Genomic DNA, 14,021 nt, shown 5'->3' on the forward strand with positions numbered 1-14,021 from the left:
CGCATAGCCGTCTCTAAAAACCGCCTACTGCGTCCAGCGCGACAGCCAGCGTTGCAAACCGTCCAGCGTTTGGAACTCATCCACACTACGCGCTGCAATATCGGGATAACGCTGGTTCCACATAGTGGCCAGGCTGCGTCCGGGCCCAATTTCAAGCACCACCGCAGGCTGGCGTTCTTCAATCTGTTCCATGCAGGCATCCCATTGCACGGTTTGCATAAGTTGTGCGGATAGGGCGTGGGCGGCGCTGGCTGCATCATGGACCCAAACCCCGGCATTGGTGGGCCAGGGCAGAGCAGGCGCTAAGAGCTGACTTTGCTGTAAATGCTGTTGAAACGCTTGGGCTGCGGCGCTCATCCAGTGGCTGTGAGACGCGATATTAACGGCCAATGGTGTGCAGCGTGCTCCTTGTTCCTGAGCGAATTCGGCCAGTAATGCCAGCTTGTCACGAGGCCCGGCGCACACGGCGCTATCGGGTCCGTTACGGATGGCCAAAGCGGTGCCTTGAGCTTGACACCATTGTTCTATGGTTCGAATGGCAACCCCGCTGATCGCCAGCATGCTGCTGTCTTGCCCCGCTCCTGCTTTATCCATGACTGCGGCACGCAGACCAGCCAGTTTGACGGTATCGCTGGCCGACACAACGCCTGCCACGGATGCGGCCGCCAGTTCACCAATGCTGTAGCCCGCAACGGCGACTAGGGGCTGGGCGGCGGGGCGCAGCGCCGGTATCTGCTCTTGCAATTCTTGCCAGGCGGCCAGAGCGCAGGCCGTCAAGACAAGCTGCGCGTGGGCATTGGTGCTGGCCCAGCTGGCATCACGCAGGGCGGCACGCCAATCAGCAACTGCTAGCTGCTCTTGCATCTGTAGTAGCAATGGATGTGTGGGGTTCAGCCAGGGCAACATATCGGCGTATTGCGTGCCTTGCCCGGAAAACAGCAGGGCGATTTTCATAGTCGGGTTCCAGTAGGTCGGCGCTGGCTGGCCGGTCCCGGCGCGTGGGCCTGTAAACGGTCCAGCCAGCAGCAGGCGGATAAGGTGTCGGCCGCTCCACCCGGTGACAGGCGGCGTTCCATGAAGGCCAGGTGCATAGCCTGTGCTCGCTCCAGCGCATCGGCCGTGAAGGCACTGCCTGCTTGCAGGTATTGCTGGGCGCAGCGGCGTGCGTAATGCAGCCCCTCCAGTCCGCCACGATGGGCCAGATTGCTATCGTCAAGGACCGCCATGACAGAGAAGAAGGTATGCAAGCCGACGGCTTGCAGCTGCTGTTCTGACACTGGTGTGCTGTGCGGAGACAAGGTGTTGACAGCGACTTTCCAGGCGGGCCAGGCCGTTTCAAACAAGGTGGGAAATCCTTGGGCAGCTTCCTGATTGGCGCCTTGCAAGCCATAGCGGCGTACCGCCCGTCCACCCGGCAGTGCGGACGAAGCCTGCAGGCTGCGCTCATGCAAAGCCGCCCCCCACAGTGTTTGAAGTTGGTCCCGAATCGTGGCGGGAGTCAGGGTTCGAAAAGGTAGGCATGCGCCTGCGGCAGCGCACAGCAGGCCCAGCATGAAAATGGCGCCGCGATGGGTGTTGACGCCGCCCGTGGCTTTTTGCATGCAAGCCTCTGCTGCTATTCCGCAAGTTTGCAGCTGGCTGAAGGGGACGCGCTGTTGCCCCAGTTTTGCCATATCGGTGAAGTAATGGCGCAGGGCAAACAGACTGCGATAAAAGGTGCTGGCATCCATATCGTTGTGGCTGCCGCTGTCTATCAGGGACACTAGCCCCGGTTTGGGGGCCAGAATCAACTCGTCGTACAAGGCCAGCACGGCGGCACGGCCTATAGCCGCGCAGCTCCAGGAACGAGATGGGTCTAGGGCTTCTTGCGCATTCGCTAAAGAGCGCAATGCCTTGTGTTCAATCACATCAAGCAACATGAGAAGGCTCCCCCAGAGAGGCGTGTTCGGGCCAGTCCGAATGCGCCTGCATGCTCACGCCCTGCGTGCGTTTGACCATAACTTTGGCAGCGTCACCACTGCGCCATTGCTGCCATTCACGCCAGGCAATGGCGGCATCGTCAGCGAACACAAGCTCACCATCCAAACGAGGCAGGCCGCATAACTGGCCGGCTTGTGCCAGTAGGCTGACAACGTGACCCGCTTGTGTGCCGCACTGTACGGGCAGAATCAAATCCAGATCCGAGCCTGCACGTACATAGCTTTGGGCGGTCATCAACTCCCAGCCATAACTGCCGTAGACCAGAGCGTTGCAGCCCAAGGACTGGAGTTGTTGGCATACAGTTAGCCAGTCTTGTGCCAAAGCCGTAGGCAGTAAGGTTTGGGCTTCGTGTGCGGCAGGAAATGCGTCCACCCTGGAAACCTGAGATTGAGGAACGATCAGTGTCAGACGTTGCCGCCCCCAATCGCTGGGCAAGGGAATCCCCACTTGCAGCTGCCCGCTGCGCAGCTCACCAGGCTGGCGGCTGACGACCAGCGGCCAGTTCCGCGCCTGCCAAGAGCGCAGGCACTGATAGGCATGGCTGGCCGGTTCCAGACCCGCCAGAACTTCCTCCCACGCGCTGTCACTGAGCGTAATCAGGTCATGGCGGTAAACGGGCAGCGCTTGTGTCATTGGGGGGCCTGCAAGACCTGTTCAATGATCTGGGCGGCCAAGCGCCGTCCGCCGCGTTCAGCGCCGTCGCTGGCACGTCGATCCTGATCATTGGGCTGGGCCAAGGCGGCACGTAGGCAAGCGCGCAATTGATCGGGGGAACGGTTGTCCCAGACCGATTGAATGCCGCCCATGGCGACATAGTTATCTACGCCCGGTGCAAACACCGGGTTGGACTGGGCCAGTTCTTCCAGCATGGCTTCGGGCAGCTTGGTCACGCGAGCCATGGCGGGAATGCGCATGACGCGAATCTCCGCTTCAGGTACGGCGTAGCAGGCATCGGCAATTAAACCGGAAGTAATGAAGCCGCCGGACAGGGCTTGGTCGTACACCAAACCAATCACTTGATGACCTTGGCGTCGTGCCAGGTCCAGACACATGCCCAGATGGGCCATGGCGCGATTGATGCCCAGCAGCTCATCACGGCGACGCAATTGCTGGCCCTGGGTATCGACCAACAGCAACAGACTGCGGCCCGGATGGTGCTTGATCGTGTCCAGTACGGCCTGGGCTTGGGTCAGCGCCAGGTCCACCCCAATAGGCGCATGATCAGTGGTGCCGATAACGCTCAAGGTTTGGCCCTCGAACTCGGCGCTGCCTTGCAAAAACAGGTCCTGCTCAACAATGTTGTGCTGCTTGTCGAACAAAGATTCCACCAGTGTTTCCCATTTCATGCCTGCACCTCCTGACGGCGCAGTGCTTTGACTGCCTCCGCATCCATCTGACTGACTTGATCGGTTTGTTCTAGTCCCAGTGCTTGCCACAAAGTCTGGGCCTGATTGTCGTTTTGATTCCATTGCTCTACAGGCAGTAGAGAGGCACGTTTGCTCAGCAGCTGATGCTCCTGTTCCAGCTCTTCCAAGGTGACAGGGCCACGGGCGGGCTGCTGCAGACCGAGCAGAGCCGCGCGACGAAAGGCAGCAACCGTGTCAGGAACCAAGTCGTCGCAGTCTGCTGTCAGCCAACGGTGTTTGCCACCACTGGTTTGCCAGACCAAGGCACGGTCCTGGGAGTCGTATTCCTCTACGCCATGTGATGCCTCTATGACCTCTGGGCCGGACATGGCCAGTCGGCCCACATCGCTCATGATCAAGTGATTGGTGCAACGGACCACAATGCCCATGCCGCCAAAGCAACCGTTTTGTCCGCCAATCAGGCCAATGACGGGGACACCCGCATTGCGGGTATCCAGCAGGGCGCGCATTACTTCGGAAACGGCAATCAGCCCAGCATTGGCTTCATGCAATCGGACCCCGCCTGATTCCAGCAGCAGGATGACGCCTGCAGGACGCTCGATCATGGCTCGGCGTAATAGGCCAACCAGCTTGGCACCATGCACTTCCCCGACCCCACCACCCATGAACTCTCCTTCCTGGGCGCCCACATACACGGCGTGGCCCTCCAGCAAAGCATGGCCGATGACCACGCCGTCATCAAAGGCAGAAGGCACACCCAACTGCGCCAGATGCGGACTGCTCAAGCGCTGCGCGGGGGGCAACCATTCATGAAAGCTTTTTGCGTCAAACAGAGCCTGGACACGCTGGCGGGCGGAACATTCCAGATAGCTGCTCATGACTGAGCCCCCTGGGCTTGGCTGCGGGCCAGCGCTTCACTGGCTGCTTGATCCAGACGCAGGCTGACGACTGCCGGTGTGGCGCCCATATCGTTGATATCAAAGTGGATGCCTGCCAAGGGATGGCGCTGGTGAAAGTCCCGCACTACTGCATCCCAGATGGTGGAAAATCCGCGTGCCGAGGTGTGAATGTGAATAGTGCATTCGCGGCTGTCTGTGGGCTCGGCCAGCACTTCCAGATTGCCGGAGCCGACTACGCCAACCAGCACAGGCTGAAATTGGCCGATGGGCTCTTGCCCTTTGAAGGTGTAGGCCAGGGTTTCCAGGCCGTGAGGAACAGTGGTCATCGTGATCTCCTAATTCAAAACGTCTTGAGGGCCATTACCAGTTACGAAAGCGGGCCGGCGGTTGATACAGCCCGCCGGAGGCTTGAACCAGGTCCCGCATGCTGCGTGCGGCCAATAGATTGCGTGTGGCCTGGCGTGGGTCTATGCCCAGGTCCTGGGGGCGGCGGATGATGCCACGGTCGCGCAGGTTTTCCACCATGCGGGCATCACGGCCCAGACCCACTTGGGTGTAGCCCGCCACGCCACGTATGGCTTGTTCGCGTTCTTCGTCAGTGCGGCAGAGCAAGAGATTGGCAATGCCTTCTTCGGTCAGGATGTGGGTGACATCGTCCCCATAGACCATGATGGGCGGCAAATCCATGCCGGTTTGTTCTTGCAGTGTCCAGGCATCCAGCGTCTCTACAAAAGCCGGGGTCATGTGCTCGCGGAAGGTTTCTACAATCTGCACTACCAGCTTCTGACCGCGTGGTGTGCCAGCGGCACCTTGGCGTCCTGCACGAGCTTGCTGACCCGCTTTCAACCAGGCCGGGCTGGCATGGCGACGGCCACGGGCGTCGGCCCCCATATTCGGCGCGCCTCCAAAACCAGCAATACGGCCCAAGGTGGCCGTGGAGCTATTGCCATGCAGGTCAATCTGCAAGGTGGAGCCAATGAACAAGTCGCAGGCGTAGTGACCAGCAGCCTGACAGAAGGCGCGGTTGCTGCGCATGCTGCCGTCGGGTCCGGTAAAGAACACATCGGAGCGAGCGCGCAAATAGTTTTCCATGCCCAGCTCGGAACCAAAGGAGTGCACCGACTGCACCCATCCAGCTTCAATGGCCGGGATCAGCGCAGGGTGGGGATTCAAGGCCCAGTGCTGGCAAATCTTGCCCTTCAAACCCAAGGATTCGCCGTAGGTGGGCAAAAGCAGTTCAATGGCTGCAGTATCAAAACCAATGCCGTGATTCAGGCGTTGCACGCCATATTCGGCATAGATTCCCTTGATGGCCATCATGGCCATCAAGACCTGAATTTCGCTGATCTGGGCGGGGTCGCGGGTAAACAGGGGCTCGATAAAGTGCGGGCGTGGGGCGGGTATGACGAAGTTCACCCAGTCCGCAGGAATGTCCACACGCGGCAAACGCGTGGTCTTGCTATCGACCAGCTCGTTGACCTGAGCAATGACAATGCCGCCGGAAAAGGCCGTGGCTTCTACGATTGCCGGGGTGTCCTCGGTATTGGGGCCGGTATACAGATTGCCGTGCTCATCCGCGGCCTGGGCAGCGATCAGCGCAACATTCGGGGTCAGGTCCACAAAGTAGCGGGCAAACAGTTCCAGATAGGTATGAATGGCACCGATGTTCAAGCGTCCTGCCGACGCCAGTCTGGCCAGACGCGCACCTTGCGGGCCAGAAAAGCTGAAGTCCAGGCGGTTGGCAATGCCTTTTTCAAATACATCCAGATGCTGGGGCAAGGCCAGCACGGATTGCACCATGTGCAGGTCATGAATCTGCGCGGGATTGACGGCCACCAGTGCATCAGCCAGAAAATCGGCCTGCTTTTGGTTATTGCCTTCCAGACAAACTCTGTCCCCCACTTGTAAAACGGCCTCCAGCAAAGTGCTTGCTTTATCCGTGCTGCATACCTTGCCATTCAAAGAGTCTCCCAGTGCGCGGCTGGCACGTTGCAGTCTTTGCTGGCGGGCTTGATTCTTAAGATTCCAGTTGCTGTCCGTCATTGGGTTTCCCTGTTCTACCTCTGTCGATGTGATCCATTAAATAAACTGCCTGATGCCTCAGGATCGGAGTTCAGGCAGTGCGATGTTCAATGTGCCCAGACTCTGGGCGATGCGGCTGGCCGCTTCTAAAAGCAACTCATCCTGTCCGGGGCGAGCAGCCACTTGCAGTCCTATTGGTAGCCCCTGCTTACCAAAGCCAATGGGCAAGTTGATGCAGGGAATGCCCAGCGCTGTCCAGGCGCGGCACAGTAGCGGATCGCCCGTGGTGTCGCGCGTTGGCGCTTCGCCCAAAGCGGCAGCGCTCACAATCAGGTCGGCATCCCCAAAGATCAGATCGGGCTGGCGCTTGACCTGATTAAGCAGGCCTTGCGCCTGAATCAATTCGGCAGGATTGGTCTGCGCGCACTTATCCAGATAGGCCTGCAAAACGGGTGAGAGCTGGTCCGCATGGTTCTGGCGCTCTTGACCCAAGTGCACCAGTACCTCAGCGCCCATTACCACTTGCTGGGCCTGGGTCAGCTCACCAAATAGACGGTCTTTGTCGCTGGTATGAGTCGTAAACTGCTCGCTGTCGGCCTGCAGGCGCGCCACCACGTTTTCCAGGCGATCACGTAGATCGGCGCTAATGTCTGACCACCACGGGGTATGTAGAAAGCTCAGTCGCAATGGCAGCGACAGTGATGCTTGCGGCACTGTGGGCGTCGTGCGCAAGGCATGGAATACCCGTTGGATGTCATGCAGGCTTTGGCCCAGAATGCCCAAGGTATCTAAGGATGGGCTGATGGTTTTCAGTCCGCTGATAGGCAAGGCCCCAAAGCTGGGCTTGAAACCGTAAATACCGCAAAAAGTTGCCGGGCGCACCACGGAGCCTGCTGTTTGCGTGCCCAAGGCCACGGGCACCACATTGGCTGCAACGGCGGCTGCCGAGCCCGAGGACGATCCCCCCGGTGTGTGGTCCAAATTCCAGGGGTTGCGGGTTTTGGGCGGGCTGAACAGAGCAAATTCCGTGGTGACGGTTTTGCCAAACGGTACGGCTCCCGCCGCACGCAATGCTTGCACAATCGCGGCGTCTTGCTGGGGACGGTTGTCCTGATAAATGGGCGAGCCATAGGTAGCCGGGGCATCAGCCGTGTTGATCAAGTCCTTGATGCCCACGATCAGCCCCTTCAAGGGGCCGTCGCTTTGACCTTCATCTTGCTCTTTGGCCACTCGGCGCACTTGAGCCTTGTCCAGATGGGCGAAGGCGTGGATCAAATCCTCGGTTTGCTCATAGCGGGCAAGAGCGGCCTCCACAGCCTCTTGGCAAGATGTCGTGTTTCGGGGGGCGAAATCAGTCACAGACATGGCAAGTCCTTAGATCGTGAAGGGTGCAATAAGAATAGCAATGGTCAGAACCGCAGTGCCAATCAGAAAAGCTACGACGGTAAAGCCCATGACTTGCCGTACGTTGAGCCGGGCAATGGCCAGTACGGGCAGCAGCCAGAAGGGCTGGATCATATTGGCCACGGCTTCACCAAATGCCACGGCCATGGACATCAGGCCCAAATAGGCTTGGCCGCCTTGGCCGATTGCCAGTGCCGATTGCACCGCGATAGGGCCTTGCACGCCCCAGTGTCCGCCGCCTGATGGTACGAACAGGGAAATGATGATGGAGGCGATAAAGGTCAAAAAGGGCAGGGTGTATTCATTGGCGCCAGTCACCAATGCAGAGGACAGGATCTCTTCCAGTGCCCGCCCGCCGTCCATGGGGATATAGGCCAGCAAACCCATGATGCCGCCGTACAGCGGATATTGCAGGATCAGCGGGCCCGCAGTTTTGGCCGACTCCACAAAGGCTTTGATAAAGCGGATAGGGGTCCAGTGCAGCAGCGCACCCGTCACAGTAAACAGCATGATCATGGATGAGATGTTCAATGCAAATCCGCTGCGCACGAAGTAGTACATACCCGCGGCAAAGAACAGCACATTCAAAATCCACAGGTTTTCCAGTTTTTCAGCCGGGGTGCGGGGTTTGTCTTTGGGCAGGTCCTTTTCAATGTCGGCAAAGACGGCGGGGTCGGGTGGCAGGGCGTAGTCTGGCTCCATACGCCAGATGGTCAGAAACAGCAAAATGATCAGCGCAACTACCGGCACCCAGCTATACGGTTGAAAGATGGTCAGGCTGAAAGGGACCGTCATGCCAGTTAGTTGATGGATGACGTTGATGGGGCTGCTGGGGTCCGTGTTGGCAAGCGCAATAGAGCTGGACAGGCCCTGCGTCCAGAGCAGATAGCCCATATAGCCCGAGGCAATCAGATAGCCAAAGTGCACATTGGGCAAACGGCGCGCCACTTGACGTGCGACCAGAGCACCGGCCACCAGGCCCAGGCCCCAGTTCAAGAGGCAGAAAATTGACCCCACGGCAAAACACAGCAGAGCGCCTTCAACTTGAGTACGGGCACGAGAGGCCAGCCAGATAATGGCGCGTTTTAACGGAGGTGCTTCAGCCAGGGTGTAGCCCGTGACCAGAATCAGCACCATCTGCAAAGCAAAGGTAAAAATGCTCTTGGGGCCCCACACCCCGCGATACCAGGCATCCACCATTCCTCCTGGGGTGGCGCCATCGACAAACAGGGCAATCAGTCCTACAACCAGCAAACTGAGAATGACCGCAAACAGATAAGGGTCAGGCATCAGTTTTTCTACATAACGCACGCAGATATTGGTAAAGCGAGTCAGCAAGTTTGGCCTGGGTTTGGCCGTGATGGTAGCGGTATTGTTCATGATGAACTTATCCTTTTTTTTGTCTCCCCGGCCTGGCTAGTGGACCGGCGTATGGAAGTTGGATGCTTGATACACAGTCCCGCTAGCGCGTCCTTCTCGGTGGTGACTGTCGCCTGTATCTCGCCTTCCTTTTTTTGGCGTGCCTGTTAGCAGGCTTATCGTTGTGTGCACAAGATAGCGACAGGCTCGGTGGCAGATCAATAAAGCAACTGTGCAATTCTTTACGCAGAGTGAAACGATGGCGCGTTAACCCTAGGATAAAAAAGGGGGGCAAGCGTCTGTACAAGCGGCTTTGGATATAAAGCGGCCTGCTTTTTGGAGAGTGGGGATATTTAGCTAAAACGAATTTATTAGTCGGCGTATCGTTTAGGGCGATAGAAAGCCTGGCATGGTCTCAATGCATCGACGGGAGGCTTGCTTGAGTAGAAGCAGGGGACGATTTGCGGTCAGGCCCGCCATTGAGAGGCGGCGGGCACATCAATACAAGCTGGTGGCTAGTGCAGAGGCAGGGGAGGCGAAAGGGCGGAGGGCCACTTTGCTAAACAGAAGGCACCAGAGCATTTGCTGGTGCTGAGGATTGGGGTGTACGTAGGGTAGCCAAAGTGGGACGCGGACGCGTTGCGTCCACGACCGTTCAGAACTTGTCTGCGACCGAATCCAGTGCGTCGCGCAGCAGACCGGCAATTTCTTTTTGACGGGGAGCTGGCATGCGTTCGGTAATGGCGGTGACGCTCATAGCCAGGATAGGGCGTCCTTTGTGGTCACACAGTGCACATCCAACCCCTAGTGCTCCACGTACCGCGTAGTTGCCAACTACGGAGTAACCGCGAATACGGGTATTGGTGACCAGTTGGCGCATCTCGCGTTGAGTCATGCCGCCGTACTGATCCAGTTGGTTGGCATTGCGCTCGATGATCTGCTCTATGGCTTCATCGCCCAGAGTGGCTAGATAGGCCATGCCGCCCGAGCCTACGCCCAAGGGTTGGCGCTTGCCTACATAGGTAGCCAGAATCTGTACGGGGTAGGGGCCAATCTCGCGCCACAGGCTGATGGAGTCATCCCCATCGCGTCCCACCAGAAAGACGGCATCGCCGGTCAGTTGAGCGAGCTCCTGCATGATGGGCTGCATGATGGTGACACGCGGGTCCAGTCCAAATAGGCCCTGGTCCTGGCGGGTTGCGCTATAGCGCCGGCTATGGCTGCTGTTTTGCACCAGACCGTGATCGATCAAGGCAGCCAACAGGCGGTAGATGGTGGGGCGCTGCAATTGGGTTGCACGCGACAGGTCGGTCACGCTCAGTCCTTTGCCTTGATGGTTCTGCAAAGTTTTGAGTACCAACAGGCCGCGCTGCAAGGTACGCGGCCCAGCCTGATCCTGTGGTTCTACGGTCTCGGGAGTGTTCATGCTTGAAGACAGCGATCGCTTACCTAAAAGTAACTCAGTAAGAATATACGCCAGCCGCCAAAGTGTCCACAGGGCGATCGTTCATCAGGCCAGATTGCCCGCTGGGTAAGGCGGGCGGCGAGGTCAGGCCGGACAACGTCCGGTTTTAGTGACGCTCCGGTCCAGCCGAGTCGTCTTTACGCTGTTCTGGAATGGGATGGCCTGCCGTTTTTGCCGTCTTGATCATGGCGGTACACAGGCCACGCAGCATATCGACTTCATCCAGACTTAGCTGGGCACGCCCCAGCAAGTGCTGCATGCGCGGCACCAGTTTCTTGGGGTGCTTGGGGTCCAGGAACTTCACGCTTTCAATCGCTTGTTCCCAATGTTGCAGCAGAGCCTGCACTTTAGCGTGCGGAGCCAGCTCCTTTCCCGGGTCAGCCTTGCCGTCGGTGTCGGGCAGCAGGCTGGCACCGCTTTCAGCCAGCAAGGCATAACGCAGTTCCCAAGCCGCCAGTTGCAGGGCCTGGGCTACGTTCAAAGAGCTGTATTCCGGGTTGGCCGGGATGTGGCACAGATACTGACACAGGCTGATATGTTCATTAGCCAGACCGACACGCTCAGTTCCCAATACAATGGCGACCGTTCCTGTGTGTTGGCGCAGGTGCTCGCGGCTCAGTTCTGCCGTTTGGCGAATATCTGCCGCAGGCGGGCCCAGATAGCGGGGGCGGGCGGTCAGCGCAAAGGCTAAAGTGACCGGTTCCAGTGCGTGCGCCAGGGTAGGAACAATCGTTGCGCGCTCTAAAACGTCCACTGCGCCGCTGGCCAGCGAGATCGCTTGAGGGTTTTGTGCAACGTCCGGGTCCAGCGGGTCAACCAGGCATAAGTCGCCAAAGCCCATGGTTTTGATCGCTCGCGCTGCTGCGCCCACGTTTCCAGGATGGCTGGGTTGCACCATAATGAAGCGAACCCGGTGAAAATTATCATCAAATGCCGATGCTTGCGTCTGAGTCATTTAAAATAGCTACTTTGAAGCTACGCTTCCTGTGTCTGCCCACGCGATTTTTCCCTGCATCAGGGCTCGCCAGGCAGGCTCAATTATTGTTAAAAAAACGGAATTTCCATGCACCCGATGCTCAATACCGCCATCAAGGCGGCTCGCCGTGCCGGCACCATTATCTCTCGCGCCAGTCTAGACCTCCAGCACCTGTCGGTCGCGCGTAAAGGCCCTAAAGATTATGTCACGGAAGTGGATCGCGCAGCAGAGGAAGCCATCATTGAAATTTTGAGCGAAGCCTACCCTGATCATGGCTTCATTGGCGAGGAAACAGGCGAGCGTCCACCGCTGGAGCCCGCAGGTGAAGGCACGCCCGAATACCAGTGGGTGATTGATCCGCTCGATGGCACCACCAACTTTATCCACGGTTTTCCTTGCTACGCCATCTCGATTGCATTGGTGCACCGTGGTCAAACTGCGCACGCCGTTATCTATGACACCACACGCAACGAGCTGTTCACTGCCAGTCGTGGAGGCGGTGCCTTCCTGAACGATCGTCGTATCCGTGTTTCGGGCCAGACTCGTTACCACGATGCCCTGATCGGCGCTCATGTGCCCAACTCGGGTGCCGGTGTCAAAACCACCTCTCCTTTTACCGATATGTTGTCCGAGTGCGCCGCTGTGCGTCGCGTGGGTGCAACGGTTCTGGATCTGGCTTACGTCGCTACGGGTCGTCTGGACGGCTTTTGCGCCGTTGGCCTGAAACCTTGGGACTTGGCCGCAGGCACTTTGCTGGTGACTGAAGCCGGTGGTCTGGTGGGCGACTTTGAAGGCGAACAAACCTGGAAAGAAACTGGCAACGTGATTGCCGCCAGCCCGAAGATCTTTATTCAGATGCTGGCGCACCTGCAGGATTAAGAACGTAGACCCCGGCCTGACCGGGGTGTTCTTTTAATGACAGCGCCAAGGAGTTGAGATGGAGTGGTTGATGGACCCGACTGCCTGGGTCGGGTTGCTCACACTGGTGGTTCTGGAAATTGTGCTGGGCATCGATAATCTGGTGTTCATTGCAATTTTGGTCGACAAGTTGCCTCCGGCGCAGCGCGACCGGGCGCGTGTATTAGGTTTGTCGCTGGCCCTGCTGATGCGGCTTGGCCTGTTGACGGTCATGTCCTATCTGGTACAACTGACCGATCCTTTTATCTCTGTCTTTGGCTTGGATTTCTCTGGCCGCGATCTGATCATGATCGTGGGCGGCTTCTTTTTGCTGTTCAAAGGCACGCTGGAGCTGCACGAGCGTATTGATAACCGCAGTGTCCATGCCTCGGGCTCGCGCATGTATGCCAGTTTCTGGGTCATCGTGGCGCAGATCGTCGTGCTGGATGCGGTGTTCTCTATCGACGCCGTGATCACTGCCGTCGGGATGGTGGAGCATTTGCCCATCATGATGGCTGCTGTAGTGATTGCCATTGGCATCATGCTGGTGGCCTCCAAACCTTTGACGGCCTACATCAACAGCCGGCCCACCGTGGTGATTCTGTGCCTGAGCTTTCTGCTGATGATTGGTCTGTCCCTGCTGGTGGAGGGCTTTGGGGTGCATGTTCCCAAGGGCTACCTGTACGCGGCGATTTCTTTCTCAATCCTGATCGAGATGTTCAATCAACTGGCGCGCCGCAAGTTGCGCCAGTTGCAAGCCGGGCGTCCCATGCGTGAACGCACTGCCGAGGCCGTGCTGCGCATGCTGGGCAAGAGCCCATCCTCGGGAGAAGCATCCATCGGTCCGGATCTGCCCGGCGGCAGTGGTGCCCAGATGGTCTTTGGTCAGGAAGAGCGCAATATGGTCAGCGGTGTGTTGACCTTGTCAGAGCGCACCGTGCATTCGGTCATGACGCCGCGCAATGCGATTACCTGGGTAAATATTCAGGACTCCCCCGAAGTCTTGCGCGACAAAATGACACAAGAGCCCCATAGCATGGTGCCTGTTTGTCGCGGCTCGCTGGATGAGGTCATTGGCATTGGTCGAAGCAAAGAGTTACTGGCAGATTTGCTGATTCATGGTCATATCCGTCTGGATCAGTTGCGTCAGCCGGTCTTTGTATATGAGTCCATCGGTATCTTGAACCTGATGGAAACCATTAAACAAAGCCGTGGCCAGCTGGTTTTGGTGACGGACGAATTTGGCACGATTGAAGGGCTGGTGACGCCGCTGGATATTTTCGAGGCGATTGCCGGTGACTTCCCCAGCGAAGACGAGAGCCCCGATATTGTTCAGGAGTCCCAGGACCATTGGGTGCTGGATGGCTCTACGGACTTGCATCATCTGGAACAGATGTTGGGGGTGGACGGTCTGGTGGACGAAGAGGAAGAATATGCCACTTTGGCGGGCTATCTTCTGACCCGTTTCGGGCAGCTACCCAAGGTGGGTGATGTCTGCGAGCTTGAACAAAATGATGCAATGTATCGCTTCAAGGTGGAACAGCTGGATGGGCGTCGCATTTCCCAGGTCAGCCTGGAACGTCTGCCTTACGATGACGAGCAAATCGATCCGTTCCTGGCGTCTTAATTTTTATTGGCTTTGATTCACACAA

At 58.0% G+C, this 14,021-nt stretch carries 13 protein-coding genes; 2 read left to right on the forward strand and 11 right to left on the reverse strand.

The features are described from left to right. Positions 1-24: 24 nt before the first annotated feature. The 11 genes from AC1RSM_RS12070 to AC1RSM_RS12120 form a co-directional block, all read right to left on the reverse strand. Positions 25-954: an acyltransferase domain-containing protein gene (locus tag AC1RSM_RS12070; protein WP_492932788.1), complete on the reverse strand. Its 930-nt coding sequence runs from the start codon at positions 952-954 to the stop codon at positions 25-27. Further along, the gene (locus AC1RSM_RS12075) at positions 951-1,919 is read right to left on the reverse strand and encodes a triphosphoribosyl-dephospho-CoA synthase (RefSeq protein WP_492932789.1); all 969 of its coding nucleotides are present in this window, start codon (positions 1,917-1,919) and stop codon (positions 951-953) included. The genes AC1RSM_RS12070 and AC1RSM_RS12075 overlap by 4 nt, the downstream gene beginning before the upstream one ends. After that, on the reverse strand, positions 1,909-2,613 hold the full coding sequence (gene mdcG / locus AC1RSM_RS12080) for a malonate decarboxylase holo-[acyl-carrier-protein] synthase (protein ID WP_492932790.1): 705 nt from the start codon (positions 2,611-2,613) through the stop codon (positions 1,909-1,911). The genes AC1RSM_RS12075 and mdcG overlap by 11 nt, the downstream gene beginning before the upstream one ends. Next, on the reverse strand, positions 2,610-3,326 hold the full coding sequence (gene mdcE / locus AC1RSM_RS12085; protein ID WP_492932791.1) for a biotin-independent malonate decarboxylase subunit gamma: 717 nt from the start codon (positions 3,324-3,326) through the stop codon (positions 2,610-2,612). The genes mdcG and mdcE overlap by 4 nt, the downstream gene beginning before the upstream one ends. Further along, complete coding sequence (locus tag AC1RSM_RS12090) at positions 3,323-4,225, reverse strand: biotin-independent malonate decarboxylase subunit beta (protein ID WP_492932792.1); 903 nt, start codon at positions 4,223-4,225, stop codon at positions 3,323-3,325. The genes mdcE and AC1RSM_RS12090 overlap by 4 nt, the downstream gene beginning before the upstream one ends. Next, entirely contained in the window at positions 4,222-4,572 is a 351-nt protein-coding gene (mdcC, locus tag AC1RSM_RS12095) for a malonate decarboxylase acyl carrier protein (RefSeq protein WP_492932793.1), read from the reverse strand. Before mdcC ends, AC1RSM_RS12090 begins: the two co-directional genes overlap by 4 nt. 34 nt (positions 4,573-4,606) lie before the next feature. Next, positions 4,607-6,289 (reverse strand): malonate decarboxylase subunit alpha, encoded by a 1,683-nt coding sequence (mdcA, locus tag AC1RSM_RS12100; RefSeq protein ID WP_492932794.1) that lies wholly within the window; start codon positions 6,287-6,289, stop codon positions 4,607-4,609. 57 nt (positions 6,290-6,346) lie between these two features. After that, positions 6,347-7,633, reverse strand: coding sequence for an amidase (locus AC1RSM_RS12105; protein ID WP_492932795.1), 1,287 nt, complete (start codon positions 7,631-7,633; stop codon positions 6,347-6,349). 9 nt (positions 7,634-7,642) lie between these two features. Then, positions 7,643-9,052: a short-chain fatty acid transporter gene (locus tag AC1RSM_RS12110; RefSeq protein WP_492932796.1), complete on the reverse strand. Its 1,410-nt coding sequence runs from the start codon at positions 9,050-9,052 to the stop codon at positions 7,643-7,645. A gap of 634 nt (positions 9,053-9,686) precedes the next feature. Beyond that, positions 9,687-10,457, reverse strand: a complete 771-nt coding sequence (locus AC1RSM_RS12115; protein ID WP_121738390.1) for an IclR family transcriptional regulator — start codon at positions 10,455-10,457, stop codon at positions 9,687-9,689. Positions 10,458-10,602: 145 nt separating this feature from the next. Next, positions 10,603-11,451, reverse strand: coding sequence for an RNA methyltransferase (locus AC1RSM_RS12120; RefSeq protein ID WP_492932797.1), 849 nt, complete (start codon positions 11,449-11,451; stop codon positions 10,603-10,605). Between the two features lie 108 nt (positions 11,452-11,559). Here AC1RSM_RS12120 and AC1RSM_RS12125 point away from each other — a divergent pair, with 108 nt between their 5' ends. Together AC1RSM_RS12125 and AC1RSM_RS12130 are read left to right on the forward strand one after the other, a co-directional pair. Further along, positions 11,560-12,351, forward strand: coding sequence for an inositol monophosphatase family protein (locus AC1RSM_RS12125; protein ID WP_492932798.1), 792 nt, complete (start codon positions 11,560-11,562; stop codon positions 12,349-12,351). 58 nt (positions 12,352-12,409) lie between these two features. Then, positions 12,410-13,996: a TerC family protein gene (locus AC1RSM_RS12130; RefSeq protein WP_492932799.1), complete on the forward strand. Its 1,587-nt coding sequence runs from the start codon at positions 12,410-12,412 to the stop codon at positions 13,994-13,996. Positions 13,997-14,021: the final 25 nt, after the last annotated feature.

The sequence above is a fragment of the Alcaligenes sp. GW821-FHT11D07 genome (assembly GCF_058808495.1).